At 66.2% G+C, this 18,835-nt stretch carries 21 protein-coding genes and 1 other RNA gene; 10 read left to right on the top strand and 12 right to left on the bottom strand.

The window, feature by feature from the left end; translation table 11 throughout:
• Nucleotides 1–42: 42 nt before the first annotated feature.
• The 4 genes from CH289_RS20590 (at nucleotide 43) to pip (ending at nucleotide 4,229) form a co-directional block, all read left to right on the top strand.
• Nucleotides 43–1,755 carry an NAD+ synthase gene (locus CH289_RS20590; protein WP_256977396.1) on the top strand — a complete coding sequence of 571 codons (1,713 nt, stop codon included), beginning with the start codon at nucleotides 43–45 and terminating at the stop codon, nucleotides 1,753–1,755.
• A gap of 117 nt (nucleotides 1,756–1,872) precedes the next feature.
• Entirely contained in the window at nucleotides 1,873–2,718 is an 846-nt protein-coding gene (panB, locus tag CH289_RS20585; protein WP_019666000.1) for a 3-methyl-2-oxobutanoate hydroxymethyltransferase, read from the top strand.
• A 31-nt stretch (nucleotides 2,719–2,749) separates the two neighbouring features.
• A complete protein-coding gene (locus CH289_RS20580; RefSeq protein WP_019666001.1) occupies nucleotides 2,750–3,193 on the top strand; it encodes a hypothetical protein in 444 nt (147 codons plus the stop codon).
• Nucleotide 3,194: 1 nt separating this feature from the next.
• Nucleotides 3,195–4,229 carry a prolyl aminopeptidase gene (gene pip / locus CH289_RS20575; protein WP_019666002.1) on the top strand — a complete coding sequence of 345 codons (1,035 nt, stop codon included), beginning with the start codon at nucleotides 3,195–3,197 and terminating at the stop codon, nucleotides 4,227–4,229.
• Here the strand turns inward: pip and CH289_RS20570 are convergent.
• From CH289_RS20570 to rnpB, 3 genes are all read right to left on the bottom strand, one after another.
• Entirely contained in the window at nucleotides 4,157–5,623 is a 1,467-nt protein-coding gene (locus CH289_RS20570) for an RNB domain-containing ribonuclease (RefSeq protein WP_037180807.1), read from the bottom strand. The two genes, pip and CH289_RS20570, sit on opposite strands and share 73 nt — an antisense overlap.
• Before the next feature lie 2 nt (nucleotides 5,624–5,625).
• The gene (locus tag CH289_RS20565) at nucleotides 5,626–5,811 is read right to left on the bottom strand and encodes a hypothetical protein (protein ID WP_019666004.1); all 186 of its coding nucleotides are present in this window, start codon (nucleotides 5,809–5,811) and stop codon (nucleotides 5,626–5,628) included.
• A gap of 17 nt (nucleotides 5,812–5,828) precedes the next feature.
• An RNA gene (gene rnpB, locus CH289_RS20560) (RNase P RNA component class A) lies at nucleotides 5,829–6,270 on the bottom strand.
• A gap of 52 nt (nucleotides 6,271–6,322) precedes the next feature.
• Here rnpB and CH289_RS20555 point away from each other — a divergent pair.
• Both CH289_RS20555 and CH289_RS20550 read left to right on the top strand, forming a co-directional pair.
• The gene (locus tag CH289_RS20555; RefSeq protein WP_019666005.1) at nucleotides 6,323–6,844 is read left to right on the top strand and encodes a DUF1697 domain-containing protein; all 522 of its coding nucleotides are present in this window, start codon (nucleotides 6,323–6,325) and stop codon (nucleotides 6,842–6,844) included.
• Nucleotides 6,841–8,085: an SLC13 family permease gene (locus CH289_RS20550; RefSeq protein ID WP_019666006.1), complete on the top strand. Its 1,245-nt coding sequence runs from the start codon at nucleotides 6,841–6,843 to the stop codon at nucleotides 8,083–8,085. The genes CH289_RS20555 and CH289_RS20550 overlap by 4 nt, the downstream gene beginning before the upstream one ends.
• Here CH289_RS20550 and CH289_RS20545 read toward each other — a convergent pair.
• The 4 genes from CH289_RS20545 to cobC are packed head-to-tail and all read right to left on the bottom strand — an operon-like array spanning nucleotide 8,074 to nucleotide 12,137.
• On the bottom strand, nucleotides 8,074–9,168 hold the full coding sequence (locus tag CH289_RS20545) for a bifunctional RNase H/acid phosphatase (protein ID WP_179276850.1): 1,095 nt from the start codon (nucleotides 9,166–9,168) through the stop codon (nucleotides 8,074–8,076). The two genes, CH289_RS20550 and CH289_RS20545, sit on opposite strands and share 12 nt — an antisense overlap.
• Nucleotides 9,156–9,893 (bottom strand): zinc ribbon domain-containing protein, encoded by a 738-nt coding sequence (locus CH289_RS20540; RefSeq protein ID WP_026347932.1) that lies wholly within the window; start codon nucleotides 9,891–9,893, stop codon nucleotides 9,156–9,158. The genes CH289_RS20545 and CH289_RS20540 overlap by 13 nt, the downstream gene beginning before the upstream one ends.
• Before the next feature lie 43 nt (nucleotides 9,894–9,936).
• Nucleotides 9,937–11,082: a Nif3-like dinuclear metal center hexameric protein gene (locus tag CH289_RS20535; RefSeq protein ID WP_094728442.1), complete on the bottom strand. Its 1,146-nt coding sequence runs from the start codon at nucleotides 11,080–11,082 to the stop codon at nucleotides 9,937–9,939.
• Nucleotides 11,079–12,137 (bottom strand): Rv2231c family pyridoxal phosphate-dependent protein CobC, encoded by a 1,059-nt coding sequence (gene cobC, locus CH289_RS20530; protein WP_094728440.1) that lies wholly within the window; start codon nucleotides 12,135–12,137, stop codon nucleotides 11,079–11,081. Before cobC ends, CH289_RS20535 begins: the two co-directional genes overlap by 4 nt.
• 103 nt (nucleotides 12,138–12,240) lie before the next feature.
• Between cobC and CH289_RS20525 the strand changes: the two genes are divergently transcribed.
• From CH289_RS20525 to CH289_RS20515, 3 genes are read left to right on the top strand one after another with little or no spacing between them, the layout of a single operon-like run.
• Entirely contained in the window at nucleotides 12,241–12,936 is a 696-nt protein-coding gene (locus CH289_RS20525) for an HAD-IA family hydrolase (RefSeq protein ID WP_019666011.1), read from the top strand.
• Nucleotides 12,923–13,411 (top strand): low molecular weight protein-tyrosine-phosphatase, encoded by a 489-nt coding sequence (locus CH289_RS20520; protein WP_255183008.1) that lies wholly within the window; start codon nucleotides 12,923–12,925, stop codon nucleotides 13,409–13,411. The genes CH289_RS20525 and CH289_RS20520 overlap by 14 nt, the downstream gene beginning before the upstream one ends.
• 33 nt (nucleotides 13,412–13,444) lie before the next feature.
• Nucleotides 13,445–14,434: an SURF1 family cytochrome oxidase biogenesis protein gene (locus tag CH289_RS20515; RefSeq protein ID WP_020111948.1), complete on the top strand. Its 990-nt coding sequence runs from the start codon at nucleotides 13,445–13,447 to the stop codon at nucleotides 14,432–14,434.
• Here CH289_RS20515 and CH289_RS20510 read toward each other — a convergent pair.
• Entirely contained in the window at nucleotides 14,375–15,358 is a 984-nt protein-coding gene (locus tag CH289_RS20510) for a cobalamin biosynthesis protein (protein WP_094723699.1), read from the bottom strand. The two genes, CH289_RS20515 and CH289_RS20510, sit on opposite strands and share 60 nt — an antisense overlap.
• A 329-nt stretch (nucleotides 15,359–15,687) precedes the next feature.
• On the opposite strand from CH289_RS20510, the gene CH289_RS20505 reads away from it, so the two are divergent.
• Nucleotides 15,688–16,251: a permease gene (locus tag CH289_RS20505; protein ID WP_094728438.1), complete on the top strand. Its 564-nt coding sequence runs from the start codon at nucleotides 15,688–15,690 to the stop codon at nucleotides 16,249–16,251.
• 4 nt (nucleotides 16,252–16,255) lie between these two features.
• Here CH289_RS20505 and CH289_RS20500 read toward each other — a convergent pair whose 3' ends face one another.
• The 4 genes from CH289_RS20500 to CH289_RS20485 are packed head-to-tail and all read right to left on the bottom strand — an operon-like array spanning nucleotide 16,256 to nucleotide 18,588.
• The gene (locus CH289_RS20500; RefSeq protein ID WP_019666017.1) at nucleotides 16,256–16,504 is read right to left on the bottom strand and encodes a hypothetical protein; all 249 of its coding nucleotides are present in this window, start codon (nucleotides 16,502–16,504) and stop codon (nucleotides 16,256–16,258) included.
• A 42-nt stretch (nucleotides 16,505–16,546) separates the two neighbouring features.
• Nucleotides 16,547–16,969, bottom strand: a complete 423-nt coding sequence (locus CH289_RS20495; RefSeq protein WP_230594089.1) for a hypothetical protein — start codon at nucleotides 16,967–16,969, stop codon at nucleotides 16,547–16,549.
• Nucleotides 16,970–16,994: 25 nt separating this feature from the next.
• Nucleotides 16,995–17,672: a GAP family protein gene (locus tag CH289_RS20490; RefSeq protein WP_020111944.1), complete on the bottom strand. Its 678-nt coding sequence runs from the start codon at nucleotides 17,670–17,672 to the stop codon at nucleotides 16,995–16,997.
• Between the two features lie 22 nt (nucleotides 17,673–17,694).
• Nucleotides 17,695–18,588: a LysR family transcriptional regulator gene (locus CH289_RS20485; RefSeq protein WP_019666020.1), complete on the bottom strand. Its 894-nt coding sequence runs from the start codon at nucleotides 18,586–18,588 to the stop codon at nucleotides 17,695–17,697.
• Nucleotides 18,589–18,835 lie beyond the last annotated feature (247 nt).

Genomic DNA, 18,835 nt, shown 5'->3' with positions numbered 1-18,835 from the left:
AGAGCGGGCGAGGTGCAGTCTGCGGCACTAGTGTTTCCAGTCGTGCAGGCACTGCGAACAGCCCTTGCCCAGATCAACCCGACAGTCGGTGACCTCACCGCGAATTCCGAGCTGATCGTGGATTGGACGTCGCGCGCCGCCCAGGAAGGCGCCCAGGTCGTGGTGTTTCCGGAGATGGCCCTGACCGGTTATCCGGTGGAGGACCTCGCGCTTCGCCCGGAGTTCGCGCACGCGTCGCGCGACGCTCTGCGCGACCTCGCCGATGCACTCGACCGAGCCGGATGCGGTGACGTCGTCGCCGTCGTCGGGTACCTCGACCGCGATGCGGTGGGATCGAGAAACAGCGCCGCCGTTCTGTTCCGTGGCGACGTCGTGTCGCGGTACGACAAGCACGCGCTTCCCACCTACCGAGTCTTCGACGAGCTCCGATACTTCGCCCCCGGAACGCGGTTGAGCATCACCGAGGTGAACGATGTTCGCCTGGGAATCGTTGTCTGCGAAGACATCTGGCAGCCCGGCGGGCCGGTTCCCGCGTACGCGGCGGCCGGAGTCGACGTGCTGCTGTGCCTGAATGCGAGTCCGTTCGAGCGCGGCAAAGCGGAGGTCCGCTTGTCGGTGGTCCAGCGGCGGGCAGCCGAGGCTGGGGTACCCGTCGTCTACGCCAATCTGGTCGGTGGTCAGGACGAGCTCGTGTTCGACGGCGGCAGCATGGTCGTCGCCGCCGATGGAGCCATCATCGGCCGTGCCCCGGCGTTCACCGAACACCTGCTGTGCGTGGACCTCGACGTCTCCGACGCACGACGTCCCGACGGCGGCCCACCGCCGGGATGGTCCATCGACCGGAACACCGTGCCGGATCTCCTCGTCCGCGGGTGGGATCGGCTACCTCGATCGGTGGCAGAACCCTCGGACGACCTGGCGTCGACGTGGGCGGCACTCGTCACCGGGTTGCGCGATTACGTCCACAAGAACGGGTTCGCCTCGGTGGCGCTCGGCCTGTCCGGTGGCATCGACTCCGCTGTGGTCGCGGCGATCGCCGTGGACGCTCTCGGAGCGGAGTCCGTGTACGGCGTCGCGATGCCTTCGCAGTACTCCTCGGACCACTCGCTCGCGGACGCGAACGATCTTGCGTCGCGCACCGGGCTGCATTTCGGCATCGAGTCGATCGTCGACATGGTGCGGTCGGTGACGGACCAGCTCGGCCTCTCCGGCGTCGCGGAGGAGAACGTTCAGGCGCGGTGCCGCGGCATCGTTCTGATGGCGCTCTCCAACTCGGCCGGACATCTGATTCTCGCCACCGGCAACAAATCCGAACTTGCCGTTGGCTATTCGACCATCTACGGCGACGCCGTCGGCGGGTTCGCCCCCATCAAGGACGTACCGAAATCCATGGTGTGGGAGCTGGCGCGGTGGCGTAACGACGCAGCGGTCGGACGCGGCGAGGTGCCCCCGATTCCGGAGGCGAGCATCGACAAGCCTCCGTCGGCAGAGTTGCGCCCGGATCAACTCGACACCGATTCGCTCCCGGAGTACGACCGGCTCGACGCGATCCTGTTCCGCTACGTCGACTGCGATCAGGGTGAGGACGACATCGTGGCGGCAGGCTTCGATCCCGTGGACGTCGCCGACATCGTGGCCAAGGTCGACTCGGCCGAACACAAACGGAGGCAGTATCCGATCGGAACCAAGGTGACGTCGAAGGCGTTCGGTCGGGATCGACGCATGCCGATCACCGACGGCAGACGGAGAGTGTGACGAATTGCACGTCCGGGTGCGCTTCGGCGTCGGTCGTGCCGGTGGCAGACTGAGGTCGTCATCAACCCCATCCCGGGGACCCGCACGGCGGGCCTCGAGGAACCGAAAGGGACAAAGATGTCCAACGATTCTGTGTACGGCTCGTCCGATGCGTCCGTCTCCGGTTTGACCCGCAAGACTCGCACCCATCACCTGCTGCAGATGAAGGCCGACGGCGAGCGGTGGGCCATGCTCACCGCGTACGACTACTCGAGCGCCCGTATCTTCGAGGAAGCGGGCATTCCGGTCCTCCTCGTCGGCGACTCGGCAGCGAACGTCGTCTACGGCTACGACACGACGGTGCCGATCACCATCGACGAACTGCTGCCTCTGGTTCGCGGCGTCGTCCGCGGAGCTCCCAACGCACTCGTCGTCGCCGACCTCCCGTTCGGCACCTACGAGTCCTCGCCTCAGCAGGCACTCGCGACGGCCACCCGATTCATGAAGGAAGGCCTCGCGCACGCCGTGAAGCTCGAGGGCGGCGAACGCGTCGCAGATCAGATCGCCGCGATCTCCGCGGCCGGCATCCCGGTCATGGCGCACATCGGCTTCACACCGCAGAGCGTGAACGGCCTCGGCGGCTTCCGCGTGCAGGGCCGCGGTGACGGTTCCGAGCAGCTCGTCGCCGACGCCATCGCCGTCCAGGAGGCAGGAGCATTCTCCGTCGTCATGGAGATGGTGCCCGCCGACATCGCGGGCCAGGTGACCCGCAAGCTCACCATCCCGACCATCGGCATCGGAGCGGGCAACGAAACCGACGCCCAGGTGCTGGTCTGGCAAGACATGGCGGGCTACACCAACGGCAAGACCGCCAAGTTCGTCAAGAAGTTCGGCAACGTCGGAGACGAACTGCGGACCGCCGCTGCGACGTATCTCGCCGAGGTTCGCGGCGGAGTCTTCCCCGGTCCCGAGCACAGCTACTGATCGGTCACCTGCAGGTGGCACACTCGGTGCCATGAAACCTGGTCTTCGTAGTTCTCGCCGTGCAGCCGCCGCCGTCCTGGGGGCGGCTGCCGTCGTCGGTCTGGCAGCGTGCGGCACCGACTCCGCCAATACCGGATCGTCCGCGTCGCTGACCACCACGACCACGGCCCCGGTCACCACCACCGATGCGGCTGCTGCCGGTGACACGATCACCGACCAACAGAAGCAGCAGCTGTGCACCGATCTCGGTGAGCAACTGCAGGAATGGCGAATCCAGGGGCCGACGCTCGGCCGCGGTGGGCTCAACATCGTCGTGCAGACATGGGCGGCGCAGAGCGGAGTCATCAACCTGCAGGTGGTGCAGAACCGCTCGATCATCGACGACATCACCATCGACAACTGCTCCGACGTCCGTGACGAAGCCCTGCGATCACTCGACATCCCCGACTTGGCATCGGGACTGGTGGGCTTCTGACGTGGCACGTGATCTCTACCCGGCCATCGAGCCCTACGCCAGTGGCCACCTCGACGTCGGTGACGGCCAACAGATCTACTGGGAGACCAGCGGTAATCCGGACGGACTCCCCGTCCTGTTCGTCCACGGAGGGCCCGGCGGTGGAACCGGACCTGCGCAGCGCCGCTACTTCGACCCCGAAAAGTATCGAATCGTGCTGTTCGACCAGCGTGGCTGTGGCAAGTCCCGACCTCATATCGCGGACAGGAGTGGAGCCGGCGGAACGACCAAGGGGTGGGACATGAGGGTCGACTGGGCGGTGAACACGACTGGAAAGCTTGTCGGCGACATCGAGAAGTTGCGGACTCATCTCGGCGTCGACACCTGGCTCGTGTTCGGTGGTTCGTGGGGTTCGACGCTGTCCCTCGTCTACGCACAGACCCACCGCGACCGGGTCACCGGCCTGATCCTGCGCGGCATCTTTCTGCTCCGCCGCAGTGAGATCGACTGGTACTACAACGGCGGCGCGGGCCATCTCTTCCCCGAACAGTGGGAGAAGTTCCTGGCACCTGTCCCGGATGCAGAACGACACTTGGATCTGGTCGAGGTCTACCACCGGCTGCTGAACTCCGACGACCGCGACGTCGCCACCGCGGCGGCCATCGCCTGGTCGTCGTGGGAGGCCGCGACGAGTTATCTCATTCCCCGCCCGGAGCAGATCGCCTCCAACGAGGACCCGCGATTCGCCCTGGCCTTCGCAGGGATCGAGAACCATTACTTCCGCAACGACGGATTCCTGCGCGAGAACCAGTTGCTGGAGGACGCGCACCTCCTGGCCGGAATCCCCGGCGTCATCGTTCAGGGCCGGTACGACGTGGTGTGCCCGGCCACGAGTGCCTGGGCCCTTCATCGGTCGTGGCCGGATGCGGAATTGACGATCGTGGACGATGCCGGGCATTCCGCGTCCGAGCCCGGCATCATCCATCATCTCGTCGAGGCGACCGACCGTTTCGCCTCGACAGCGTCACCCGGCGCCGTGCCACCGTCCGCCTCGTAAGCGAACTCGACACGGCGGGAGGCGGTGTCGGCGACGGTCAACGTCACCGACACCGCTTGCCCTTCCGGCGGATCCCCCACGCATTTGCCGATGACGATCGGATCGGCCACGAACACCTCGGCGGTCTTCTTTCCTTCCGCCCCACGCAGAACGAGAGCGGAGAACGCCTCGCCGACGCGGTCGTTCAGAACGTGCGCTTCGGTCAGGTCGATGCACGCTCGATCCACTTTGGACGCAACGGAATCCGATCCGCGCATGATCGCGGGCAGATCAGGGAGCGCAGTCCGCGCCCACTCGGGGATGTCCGTGCCAGCAACCACCGCGAGGCATACTTCGGTGGCGAACCTGTCCGACAGCCGGCGAAGCGGCGCCGTGACGTGAGCGTAGGGTGCTGCGATTCCGGCGTGCTCGGGCGATTCGGGGATTTCCCCGTCGAACGCCACGTAATCCGCGCCTCGCAGCAGACTCGTTGCCTGAGTCATCATGGCCAGCGTCGTAGGTTCGTCACCCGGTAGCCCGGCGAGCACGGCTCCAGCCGATGCACCTGCGGGCCATTCGATTCCGAGCATCTCCGCTGTCTTCTTCAACGAGTCGACGGCGTCCTCCGGGGCCGGCGGCAAAGTGCGGAGCAGTCCGATTCCGGCGTCGAGCATGATCGACGCTGCGCACATCCCCGTCAGCAGCGACACCTCGGCGTTCCACGCGTCCACGGCGGTCCGCGCCTGCAATTCGATGCGCCACCCTGCGCCGTCGGCTACCACGTCCTGCTCCGGCAAGGTGATGTCCAGTGCACCTCGGCGCAACGCGGCCTGCGCACGCAGGCGACCGAAGTCGCCGAGAGCGGCGATCGACGGATGCGGGGAACCTGCATCGAACTCGGCTTGGACACCCGCGTAATCGAAGCGGGCAACGGATTTCACCGTCGCTCTCGACACCGTCCACGCGACTGCGTCACCGGATTCGTCGAGTTCGATCCGCCACAGCGCTGCCGGGCGAATCTCGTTCGGCAGCAGACTGGCCGAGCCTTCCGACAGCACCCGCGGGTGAAGCGGTACCGAACCGTCGGGCAGGTAGAACGTCTGCCCGCGCTGACGAGTCTCGGTGTCGAGCCGGCCCGCAGGCGTCACGATGGACCCGACATCCGCGATCGCGTAATGCACGACGAATCCACTGGCGAGTTTCTCGACGTGCACCGCCTGATCCAGATCCATCGAACCGGGCGGATCGATGGTCACCAAGGCAAGGTCGGTGCGGTCTTCCCTCTCGGACGCGTATCTGTCCTGGGCGGACTCGGCCTCGGCGAGTGCGTCCGCCGAGAAGTGCTCGGGCAGGTCGAACTCGGAACGGATGGGGTCGAAGTCGAAGGCGGTCGCGGACAGTCGCGCCGAGACCACCGTCAGTTGTTCCAGTCGTCGTCGGCCTTGTCCGCAGCTTTGTTGCGCTCGGCTGCGATCTGAATGGCGCGCTCGGCGGTGGCACGGTCCGGATACGGGCCCATCCGGTCGAGTGCCCCGGATTCCTTGCCCTGCGAAACCGTCTTGGTGCGTACGTCGTAGTACCAGGCGTCGTCTTCTGTACTCATGAGAGCAAGCCTAGGTGCGAACGAGTCGGCATGTAAGCCGGATCCTGTGAACCGGCCCGCCGAAACGGGACGGAACGACGACCATCCATCTGGGCACACCGTCGCCGGGTACCTCGAGCAGTCCACCCGCAGGCTCGGGCGAGCAGCCCTCGAACACCTGCGCAGTCGCACTCCCGAGGGAATGCGACCTTCGACCTTGCTCCGGGCGGGGTTTACCTAGCCACCCCAGTCACCTGGGGTGCTGGTGCGCTCTTACCGCACCGTTTCACCCTGACCCGCGTCGTGCTGTCCGAAGACAGAACGAGCGCGGGCGGTCTGTTTTCTGTGGCACTGTCCCGCGAGTCACCTCGGGTTGCCGTTAGCAACCGCCCTGCTCTGTGGAGTCCGGACTTTCCTCGGCTCGAAGCTTGGCGGAATCGCTCCGCCAGTTCCCCGTGCCGCAGCCGTCCAACCGACTCGTTCGCAGGATGGAACTCTACCCGGTCGTACGGCTGGAACTAGAGTTCACCTCATGGATCACGTCGTCCTGCTGCGCGGAATCAACGTCGGCGGAATCAACATCAAGATGGTCGACCTTCGCCAGGCGCTCTCGCAGGCCGGGTTCGAGCCGGTGCGCACGGTCCTCGCGACCGGCAACGTGCTGCTGTCGTCGCCGCTGTCCCCCGCGGAACTGAAGCCCGCGATCGAGAAGACCCTCGCCGACACATTCGGATACGAGGCGTGGGTGATCGTCCTCGATCCGGCCACCCTGAGCGCCATCGTCGACGACTATCCGTTCGACGCCGAACGCGACGGTTGGCACCCGTACGTGATCTTCGGAAACAACGACGAGCATCTCGCGGAACTGGCGCGGACGGCCGAAACGCTCGATCCGCAGCTCGAGCGAGTCTCCCTCGGCCGGGGCGTCGTCTACTGGGAGGTCGTGAAAGGAAACACCACCGACAGCATCGTCGGAAAGTTCACGGCGAAAGCAAAGTACAAGCCCACCACCACTACCCGGAACCTACGCACCCTCGTCAAGATGCTGGCGTGAGCGTCGTAGCGGCCGCACTCGTTGCGGCGGTGCTGATCTTCGCGATCGTCCGGCCCCGCGGTCTGCCGGAGATCGTCGCGGCACTCCCGGCCGCAGTGGCGGCACTACTGCTCGGGCTCGTCACCCTGTCCGACGCACGCTCGCAGGTGCTGGAACTGCTCCCGACCGTCGTGTTCCTGGCGTTCATCCTCGTTCTCGCCCATCTCGCCGACGCACTGGGTGTCTTCCGGTGGACGGCTTCGATCATGGGCAGATCTGCCCGCGGCAATCCGCATCGGCTTCTCGGTTCGGTGTTCGTGGCCGCCGCCGTCACCACAGCCGTGCTGAGCCTCGACGCGACTGTCGTGCTGTTGACGCCGGCGGTGATCGGCGCGGCGCGGGCTCTGCGTATGTCGCCTCGGCCGCACAGTTATGCGACAGCGCACCTGTCGAACTCCGCGTCGACGTTGCTGCCGGTGTCGAACCTGACGAACCTTCTGGCGTTCACCGCGACGGGCCTGACGTTCGTGCATTTCGCCGCGCTGATGGCGCTGCCGTGGATCGTGTCGATCGTGATCGAGTTCGCGGTGTTCTGGGTGTTCTTCCGCGCCGACCTTCGGCACGGTGCCACGCGATCCGAGCAGCACTCGGTGACGGAACCCATCGTCGCGCCCACGGCGGCGCTGGTGGTTCTGGGCGCAACGTTGCTGGGCTTCGCCGTGGCAGGGTTCTTCCACGTCGAACCGTTCTGGGTCGCGGCCGTGGGCGCGTGCGCTCTCGCCGTGCCCGCACTGAAGCAGGGTTACACCGTGCCGTCGCGCATGCTGCGGGCCGCCGACCTCACATTCTGCGGATTCGTGCTGTTGCTGGGAATTGTCGTCGAGGGCGTCACGGCAGGGCCTATCGGCGACTGGCTCGCGAGCATCCTGCCCGGCGAGGCGTCGTTCCTCGGCCTGTTGACGACCGCCGCCATCGCAGCGGTCGCGTCGAACGTCGTCAACAATCTGCCCGCGACGCTGATGCTGCTCGCCGCGTTCGGCTCGTCCGCTCCCCCCGGTCTGCTTCTCGCGATGGTCGTGGGCGTCAACCTCGGGCCCAACCTGACCTACGTGGGCTCGCTCGCGATCATGTTGTGGCGCAAGGTCGGCGCGGCACACGACGAACCGGCGTCGTTGCGCACCTTCACCGTCCTCGGTCTGATCAGCACACCGCTGACGATCCTCGGTGCCGTCGCCGCCCTCTGGCTCGCCCTACAGATATGACGTGTCGTTGACGAGTCGGACCGAGGCACCGCCGTCGGGATAGAACTCGGCGATGCTGAGCGACGCCAGATCCAGATGCAGCCGGTACAGCAACGACGGCCCGACATCGAGAGCGAGCTGCAGCAGCATCTTGATCGGGGTCACGTGGCTGACCACGACGACCGTCGACCCCGCGTACGACGCGACCAGCTTGTCGCGGGCCACGATGACCCGCTCCAGGACGGTGTCGAAGCTTTCGCCTCCCGGTGCGGCGACCGAGGTGTCACCGCGCCACTTCTGGTGGACGTCCGGGTACTTCTCGAACGCTTCCTTGAACGTGAGGCCTTCCCAGTCACCGAAGTCGGTCTCGGTCAGTTCGTCCAGCGTGGAGACCTCGAGGCCTACCTTCCGGGCGAGCGCGCCTGCCGTCTGCTGCGCCCGGCCCAGCGGCGAGGCGACGATGGCCGCGATGTCGTCTCGCTGCGCCAGACGGGCGGCCGCTGCGGCCGCCTGACCCTCGCCGATCTCGGTCAGTGGCGGGTTTCCTCGGCCCGAGTAGCGACGCTCCACCGACAGCGGAGTCTGTCCGTGCCGCAGCAGAAGCAGCCGCGTGGGCTCACCCGTCGCTCCGGTCCATCCGGGTGCGGCCGGCTTGACATCGCGGTCCTTCGGGGGCTCCAGTTCCCGACCGTCGGCCGCGGCATCCATCGCCTCGTTCGCCAACCTGTCCGCGTGCGAATTCTGTGCCCGTGGAATCCACTGGAACGTGACGCGGTCGAAACCGCGGACCAGGTCGGCGGCCTCACGGTTGAGCGGAATCATGTCCGGGTGCTTGACCTTCCAGCGCCCGGACATCTGCTCGACGACGAGCTTGGAATCCATCCGCACGTCGACCTCGCGCGCACCGACCTCGCCTGCAGCAGTCAACCCGGCGACGAGGCCGCGGTACTCGGCGACGTTGTTGGTCGCGACGCCCAACGCGAGACGGCGTTCTGCGAGCACCTCGGAGCGGTCGGCGGACAGCACCACGGCGCCGTACCCTGCCGGGCCCGGGTTGCCCCGAGATCCACCGTCCGCCTCGACGACAACCCTCACAGACCGGATTCCTTGGTGCGCACCAGAATGGCGTTGCACTCCGAGCATCGCACCAGCTCGTCGGCGGGCTTCGCCGCGATGCGCGAGATCTCGCCTCGATCGAGTTCGATCCGGCAGGCGCCGCAGCGTCGGGCCTGCAGTAGCGCGGCGCCGCGGCCGGTGAGAGCGCGCTGCTTCTCGTAGACTGCCAACAGCTCGTCCGGGAACGTGCTCGCCAGTTCCGATCGCCGTGCGGTGGCGCGCTGCTCCGCGGAATCGACATCGGCCACGGCGTCGTCTCGCCGACGTCCGGCGTCGACGAGCTCGTCCTCGATCTGGGTCAGCTGCGCCCCGGCGTGGTTGTAATCGGTCTCCGACGCCTCGCGCCGCTCCATGACCTCGAGAAGTTCCTCTTCGAGGATTCCCTGCCGACGTTCGAGGCTGGCGAGTTCGTGCTGGAGCTCGGACATCTGTTTCGCTGCGACGGTGCCGCTGTCGAGGAGCGAGCGGTCGCGGTCTTCACGTTGGCGGACCGCGTCGACCTCGCCTTCGAGCTTCTTGATGTCACGGTCGAGGTCGTCCATCGCCATCTGGACCGTGACGGCTGCGTCCTTGCGGGCGATGCGCTCGGCCTCGAGCTTCTCCACCTCGGCCTGCTCGGGAAGACTTTTACGACGGTGCGAGATCTGCGTCAGCTCGGTGTCCACTGCGGCCAGTTCGAGAAGTGAGGCCTGCACTCGGGGATCGACATTCACGCGTGATGACTCCTGCGACTATGGAAGAAATATTCGGCCAAGCCTACCGGCTCCGATCGTCCACCGAACCCACTGTCCACGGATCGGTCCTGCGGGTACTGACGCGGCTGCTCCATCCCCCCTCGTCGCCGAACTCTGCGTCGACGATGTGTCGGGCCTGCTCGCACCACGGCCACTCCGACGCCCAGTGCGCGACGTCGACCACGGCTGCGCCTCCGGCGCGAAGGTGCTCGTCGACGACGTGATGCCGCAGGTCCGAGGTGACGTAGACGTCGGCTCCGAGGGATGTCACTGCACTCAGATAACCGTCGCCCGCTCCCCCGCACAGCGCGACCGTGCGGATCTCGGTGTCGGGATCGCCTGCCGCCCGTACGCCCCACACCGTCTCCGGCAACACCGCGCGCACTGTTCGTGTGAACTCGCGCAAGGTGGTGGGTCTGTCCAGCACCCCGATCCGTCCGAGGCCCGTGCAGCTCGGGAGCCTGACTTCCTCGAACACGTCGATCGCCGGTTCCTCGTAGGGGTGTGCTCGCGTCACGGCGTCCAGAATGTCCGCCCGCTTCGACGCAGGCGCCACCACCTCTATGCGGTCCTCGTCGACTTTCTCGAGCACACTGTGGTCGCCGATCGTCGGCGTCGATCCGACGCCGGGCAGGAACTGGCCGAGCCCTCGGGTGCTCCAACTGCAACGGCTGTACTGTCCGATCGCTCCTGCGCCGGCGTCGAACAGCGCGTCCCTGACGGCGTCGCTGTGCGACGTCGGAGTGAACACGACCCACTTGTCCACTCGCGGTCCGTCGATCGGATCGAGGGGGCGCGTGTCGGTCACGCCGAGCGCATCCGCCAGGGCGTCGGACACGCCTGGGTTGGCGCTGTCGGCATTGGTGTGCGCGGTGAACAGTGCGCACCCGGCCTTGACGAGACGGTGGATGAGTGCGCCCTTGGGTGTGTTCGCGGCGACGGTGTCCACGCCGCGGAGCAGGAGTGGATGGTGCACCACCAGTAGGTCGGCGCCCATGTCGATGGCTTCGGCGACGACCTCCTCGGTCGCGTCGACGGCGTAGAGAACTGTGCCGACGCGATCGGCCGGGTCACCGCACACCAATCCGACCGAATCCCAGCTCTCGGCGAGCCGCGGCGGATAATGCGCCTCGAGTACCGCGATGACGTCGGCGAGAAGGACTGTCACTGTTCACCTTTCGATCGTGCGTGCTGTGGCGGTGAATTCTTCGGCAAAGATTTCGTCAGGGCATCGACGAGGACATCCACCTGCGCGGACGGGCGAACGGCCACCCGCAGGTGACCCGGCGCCAGTCCCGGGAAGGTGTCGCACCGGCGAACCGCGACACCGTGGTCACGCAACCGCCGACGCACCCCCTCCGCGTCCGGAACGGACAGAAGCAGGAACGGTCCGCGCGCGGGCCCGTGCACATCGATCCCGAGCGCGGTCAGACGTCGCGTCATGTCCTCGCGTTCGGCTGCGATGACCGATGCCCTGGCTTCGGCCGACGCAACGGCGTCCGGTTCGCTGCACGCTTCGATGGCCTCGATCTGCAGACTTCCGAGCGGCCAGTGCGCCCGCCCGACGGTGAGTTCGGCGAGGACGTCCGGATGCCCCAGCGCGTATCCGCACCGCAGTCCGGCGAGCGCCCATGTCTTGGTGAGACTGCGCAGCACCAGCACATCGTCGAGGGAGTCGGAGGCAACGGACTCGGCTTCACCGGGCACTGCGTCGGCGAAGGCTTCGTCGACGACGACGATGCGTCCGGGGCGACGCAGACCCAGAATCGAGTGTCGCTCGTGCAGCACCGAGGTCGGGTTGGTCGGGTTACCGACGACCACCATGTCTGCGTCCTCGGGAACCGCGCTGGGATCCAGCTGGAACGGCGGAGCCGACACGACGTGTCGGACGGCTATGCCTGCTTGGCGCAACGCGAGTTCGGGCTCGGTGAACGACGGATAAATCAGTGCAGCCAGCCGTGGTTTCAGCTGTGGCAGCATCGCGAACCCCTCCGCACCTCCGGCGAGCAGAAGGACTTCTTCCGGGGCTCGGCCGTGTCTGTGCGCGACGGCTTCCCGCGCGCGCAGGTCGGCGTCGGCGGACGGGTAGGAGCCGAGCGAATCCAGCGATCGGCTCAGCCGTTCGCTGAGCCAGCGAGGTGGGCCTGTTCCTTGGACGTTGACTGCGAAATCGATCAGTCCAGCTCCCACTTCGGCGTCACCGTGGTGACGGAGAAGCGACATCGCGTCCAATTCTTCCCTGTCCTTTCGTTACCGACGAGCGTATCCCGCCCCGGCCGCGAGTGGAGCATGCGAAGGCCCGGCCACCAACCGATATGGTTTTGTCATGACAAATCTCGACGCCGCGCGCAGTCCGCGAGCCACGGTGGTGCTGTTCGACCTCGACGGCACGCTCACCGATTCCGCACCGGGCATCCTCGCGGGCTTCCGGCACGCACTCGCCGCGGTCGACGGACCCGAGCCGACGGAGGAGCAACTCGCCCTGGTCATCGGGCCACCGTTGATCGACACTTTCGGCGCGATGGGGCTTCCCGACGACGTCGCCCAGAGGGCGCTTGCCGCGTACTTCGAACGATACGACGCCAAGGGCTGGGCGGAGAACACGGTGTTCGAGGGTATCGAGCCGGTGTTGGCAGAGTTGAAGAGTCGAGGGGTTCGACTCGGAGTGGCCACGTCCAAGTCCGAGCGGTTCGCGCACCGGATTCTGGATCACTTCGGACTGGCCGAGTACTTCGAGTTCATCGGAGGGGCGAGCAACGACGGCACCCGTCGCGCCAAGCCCGACGTGATCGCGCATTCGCTGCGCAACCTGGGCATCACGGCGACCGAGGCGTCGGCCGGCGGGACCCAGGGCGTCCTCATGGTCGGGGATCGTGATCACGACGTGCACGGCGCCGCTCGATTCGGCATTCCGGCGATCTACGTGGACTGGGGTTACGGAATCGCGGGTGAGAACGACGACGCCGCGTTCACCGTGACGACCATGGACGAACTGGCGAAGGTGCTCGGTGACAACACGTAAGCCCACCCTCCACGTGACGTTCGTCTGCACCGGCAACATCTGCCGGTCACCGATGGCGGAGAAGATCTTCGAGCAGCACCTGCGGGAGGCGGGGCTGGATTCGGTACGGGTGTCGAGTGCAGGCATCGACGGGTGGCACGAGGGCGAGGGCGCCGACCCGCGCACCGTTGCCGAGCTCGACGCGCACGGTTACGACAGCGACCACGAAGCCGCACAGGTCAACGACGATCACCTCGGCGCCGATCTGCTGGTCGCCCTCGACACCGGTCACGTTCGCGAACTACTGCGTCTCGGTGCGCCCGCCGACCGGATCGCACTGCTCAGATCCTTCGACGACGATGCGGACGACGAGTCCGTCGCAGACCCGTACTACTCGTCCGACGACGCGTTCACCACCGTCCGCGAACAGATCGAATCGGCCATGCCCGGGTTGGTGAGTTGGACCGAGAACGCCGTCTCCGACGAGGCGTCGTAGATCGATGTCGGGCGAGCCGCTACCGTAGTTGTCGTGCGAAGGCTCCGATTTCTGCTGCGTCCGGGTTGGTTGGCGGTTGCTGCTGTCGTCGCCCTGTTCGCTTACCTGTGCTTCACGGTGCTGGCGCCGTGGCAGCTCGGCAAGAACACGTCGACGTCGCACCGAAACGATCTGATCAACCAGTCCGTGGACGCCGAGCCCGTAGCGCTCGAGGAGCTGCTGACACCCACGGGCTTCGCCGACGACGACGAATGGCGTCGAGTCGTCGCCACCGGCGCCTACGAATCGGACAAGGAAGTGCTGGTCCGACTGCGCAGCATTCGCGAACAACCTGCGTACGAGGTGATCACCCCGTTCCGCCTGGACAGCGGGGAGACGATCCTCGTCAACCGGGGGTACGTGCTGCCGGTCCAGGGAACTCAGCCACCGACGATCGAGCCGGCTCCGACCGGTGAGGTGACGCTCGACGCACGCATCAGACGAGCCGAGGGAACCTCCCGTGAGCCCATCGAGGAAGCCGGGCACATCCAGGTCTACAACATCAACCCGGACCAGATCGGGACCGCCCTTTCCGTCACTCCCGTGCAGGGATACCTGCAGCTCGACGACGCCCAACCGGGCGGCTTGGGCGTGATCGAACTGCCGCAGACCGATTCCGGCCCCTACCTGTCCTACGGCCTCCAATGGCTGGCGTTCGGAATCATGGCACCGCTGGGCCTCGCCTATTTCGTCCGAGCCGAGTGGCGTGAACGCCGCAAGGCGACGAACCGTGATCTCGCGGACCCGACGGACGACGATCGGCTGGTTCCCGAACCGGACAGTCCTCTGCCTGATTCCACCGTGCGTGACTACCCAGCGCCCGACTCCCCTGCGCCTGACTCCTCAGCACCGACGGTGGCGGATCCGGAGCCCGAGTTCACCCTCCCGACGCGCCGGGAACGGAAGTCGCGAGCGAAGTCCGCGTCATCGACGAGGACCGCGCAGGATGCCCGCCTTGCCGATCGCTACGGCAAGGGCCGCTGACACAGCCGTCGCACCGATCTGGACCAGAGTAGACAGGCGCGCCGCGCGGTCCAGGTCCGCCGGTAGCGGATGTCTGCCGTCGCCGAGGGTCGGGCGGATCTCGACGCCGTGCGTGTACTCGGTTCGCCCGCCCAAACTGATTCCGAGTGCGCCCGCTGCCGTGGCTTCCGCCACGCCCGCGTTCGGGCTCGGGTGACGCGAGGCGTCAAACCGCCAGGCCCGCACGGCGTCGGCTGTTCGTCCGCCGACGAGCGGGGCGAGAACGGCCGTCACCACCCCGGTCACTCGCGCCGGCGCGAGGTTGATCACGTCGTCGAGGCGTGCGGCGAACCATCCGAACCGCTGATACCGCGGCGAGCGATAGCCGATCATCGCGTCCAGTGTGTTGACCGCGCGGTACCCGAGGATTCCGGGGACTCCGGCGACCGCACCCCAGAACACCACTCCCACAGTCGCATCCGAAGTGTTCTCGGCTACGGATTCGACCGAGGCACGTGTGAGACCGTCGGCGTCGAGGACACTGGGATCGCGCCCGCACAACGACGGAAGCAGGGCCCGTGCCTGATCGATCCGGTCGTGGCGGAGGTGCTCGGACATCGCGGAACCCGTCCGTGCCAACGATGTTCCACCCAGTGCGGTCCAGGTCGCCACGGCCGTCAGTGCGACCTCCGCGAGAACGCCACGCCGGGCAGCAGCCGTCTTCGCCACCGACCCGGCGGCGACGACGGCACTCACAAGGAGGACTGTGTGGACTGCACCGGCTGCTCGGGCGTCACGGTAGGTGTGCCGTTCGAGCGCCGCTGCCGCACTACCGAACCCGGCGACCGGGTGATATCGACGAGGATCGGCCAGCGCCAGGTCGAGACCGAGCCCGAGCACCAAGCCGGCACCGCGACTGTCCCATCGCGTCCAGCGGAAGGTCATGGAAGCGACGGTAGCGAAGCTCTCGACTGATCCGCGCGCCCGGGTGCGTGGATTGTCAGGCCCAGCGCGACCTGTACACGCTTGCCATCTGGCGATTGTTGAACTCGAGATCGCGACCCGAGTGAAGCATCGCAGCTGCGATGCCGACGAAACCGACCGTTGCCATCAAGATCATTGCCATGGAGTCCCCCAAGGATCGCCGAGAGAGCCCGCTGTCGGGCCCTGATGATCTTGATTGTTACCGACGGGTAGAGAGAAGAAAATGCAGATGAGGGGGCCGTCACATGTGTCAACGGTCACCGACCAGAACCGAGGCTAGGATCGACCACATGACCGTAGAAGGCGGATTCCCGAGCGAGTCCACACCAGCAGCGACCACCACGGGGCGACCGAGTTGGGTCAACAAGGCAATCGTCGTCGCGGTCGCGGTGGTCGCGCTCGTGATCGCCTACCTCGTCCTGTCCGCATTCCTCCCGAGATGGTGGAGCATCAGGGTTGCCAACCTGTCGGATCAGGCGTTCAGCAAAGGCATCTTCTGGGGCCTCGTCTTCGGGATCCTGTCCACTCTCGTGCCGCTGCTGTTCTTCACCGCGGCGTGGCGCGTCAGGAAGAAGCGCGGCGGCAAGGTCACCGCGATCGTCTCGATAGTTCTGGCCGTCGCCGCTGCTGTGCCGAACCTGCTGACACTGTCCATCGTGCTCGGAAGCAGCAATGCTGCACATGCAGGAGAGCGCACCCTCGACACCGAGGCTCCCGGCTTCCGTGGAGCCACCGCACTCGGCGCGATCATCGCAGTCGTCCTGTTCGCTGCCTTGGGGTTCTTGATCGTTCGCGGACGCAGGCGTCGCGCGCAGAAGCGAAGTGCTGCCCAGGCTGCATCGCCCCAGGTCTGATCTGTCAGGGCACCACGGGCGCTTTTCCACCGTCGTAGGGCTCGACGGTGACCTGCTCTTCGGGAGTGAGGGACACAACGGCCGGGCCGGCCTCCTCGGTCACCGTGAGCACCACCGACAAGCCCTCCTGCGCTACGGACTCGATCCGTCCGCGCTGCTCTCCGGTTTCGTCCACGAGTGCGTAATCTCCGACCAGAACCAGCAATTCCTCGGCGGACAGTGTGCGGCGGCCACCGAAATCTTCCACAGTCATGCCTACACCGTAGGCGAAACGGCGCGGTGCGCGCCGCTGAAGTCACTCGTGCCCGGGTGGAGGATCGGTGACCAGCACGTCGTCGATCGGCAGATGCAACGCCAGTTCCACCCTCCGCTCGTCCCAGCTGGGATACGCGGGGCGAATCCAGACGCGGGTGTCGTCGAGCTGAACCAGCAGGAACCGTCGCCACGTCCAGGTCTCGGCCGGATCGAGGAGGTCGGTGTGAGCGAGCACCGGCACGGGCGCGCGGCCCCACACCGGATTCGACAACGACGAAAGGCCTTGCTCCAGCAATACATCCGCGGCGTCGTCGACCGGGAGGCTCTGTGCGAGAAGGTGGCCGACGGGATTGACTGCGTCGACACAGCTCTCGTCGTAGTTCTCCGAGACTGTCCAGCCCACGATCTCACCGTCGGACGGACGCCTCACCGGAAGTCGGCTGCGCCACCGCGTGATATCCACTGCAACCACCTTACCGACCGCCTGCTCACCACAGATGTGTGTGATGAACCAGCGCATCGATCACGAGGACCGAGCCGATCACCGCGAACACCACTCGCACGGTCGCGGGGCCATAGGCCGTCAGAGCGCGCACCACGGATCGATAGCGTCGACGAGCAGACGGACTGCGCCCCATCGACAATGCGAGGACCGCCGCCGGAATACCGAGCGCGAGGAGGCAATAGAGCACGATGACGACGGGCCACGCGGCCGGCAACGGGTCGGACGCGGATATCATCGCGAGGCCGGCCAGATACGGTACGGCAGTAGGAGCCTGGACGATTCCGATGGCAAATCCCGTCGTCGCCAGGAGCGGCACACTCGCCCGGAAGCGAGCCGTCCACGCCGGCGGCGGACGCGAGGATCGTGGCATACACGCCAGAACGATCAAGGTGGCACCGATCGCAGCCTCGCCCCAGTACCGAACGGTCGGGGTGAGCTCGAAATCGACGATGCGGGAGAGAAAATCTATCCCGAGCACAGCCAGTATTCCGAAGGCAGTCGTGGCGGCGAAGACTCCGCCGAGAAAAGCCGATCCGGTTCGAAGCGGTGAACGCCTGTGCATCCGGGCGTCGTACGCGATCGCGGCGGTCAGACCGATCAGAAGAACATCCAGGGAATCGAGAAGTGCAAACCCGGTCAGCGCAGCGAACAACGTGATCATGTCGGTCTCAGCCTATACACGCTCACCCGTCCGATCGGAGATGAGGCGCGTCCGCCACGACCGCACGAAGCAGTTCGTCGACGGCTTTGACTCTCGCCAGCCCTGCCAGTTCGCGCGGTACTGCGACCCAGTACGTCCGGTCGATCGAGAACTGTTCTCCGGCCACGCGGACGAGGGTGTCGTCCGGTTCTCCGATGTAGCTGGGCAACGGCGCGATCCCGAGACCGCTGCGCGCGGCGAGCCAGTGACCGGTGATGTTGTTGGTCTGAATCTGCGCTCGTCCGTCGGTCAGAAACGAATCGAGTATCCGCAGCGGAGCCACGTCGAGGAGGGCGCCGACGTACCAGATGAGCGTGTGCTCTCGCAGATCGTCGCTCGTGGAGATTCTCGGATGGGACTGCAGGTACTCCTCGGTCGCGTACAGATACAACGAGTACGTCGCGAGCTTCCGATACACGACGAACCGCGGCGACGGTTGTTCCAACGTGATCGCGACGTCGAATTCCCTTGTGTTCAAGGTGTTGTGCTCCGTCGCCGTGACCAGTTCGACGTCGAGGTCGGGATGCTTCCGGCGCAGCGTGGTGAGGTTGGGCGTCAACACGAACGCACCGAATCCGTCCGGTGCGGCGATACGAACCGACCCGCTGAGCGAGCCGACGCTGGACGTCTGATCCTCGAATGCAGCGATCAAGGTCGACTCGACGGATTCCGCGTACCCGACCAGTCGTCGGCCGGCTTCGGTGAGACGCCATCCCGCAGGAGTGCGATCGAACAGTCGCTGACCGACCGATTTCTCGAGGCTCGTGATCCGTCGACCGACGGTGGTGTGGTCGACCCCCAGCGCCTTCGCGGCCTCGTTGAGGCGGCCGTGACGGGACACTTCGAGGAAGTAGAGCAGGTGGTCGGCAGTGAACACCCGACGAGGCTATCAGAATCGTGCATTTTTGCACGCGCCACTGCGATATTGGCCTTTGACTAGCGCAAACTTGCGAGACAAGGTGGATGTCACAACGCCGAGACGAAGGAACCTTTTCGTGAGCACAATTTCGCACTGGTACGACAACAAGCCGTTCGCTGGTACCTCCACCACCACCGCACCGGTCACCAACCCCGCCACCGGCGAGGTCACCGGCCAGCTCGCACTCGCCAACCTCGGCGACGCA

The sequence above is a fragment of the Rhodococcus sp. RS1C4 genome (genome assembly GCF_002258225.1).
GTDB classification, from domain to species: Bacteria; Actinomycetota; Actinomycetes; order Mycobacteriales; family Mycobacteriaceae; genus Rhodococcoides; species Rhodococcoides fascians_E.
Note: the sequence above shows the minus strand (reverse complement) of the source record. Positions and strands in the feature narration are given on the sequence as shown.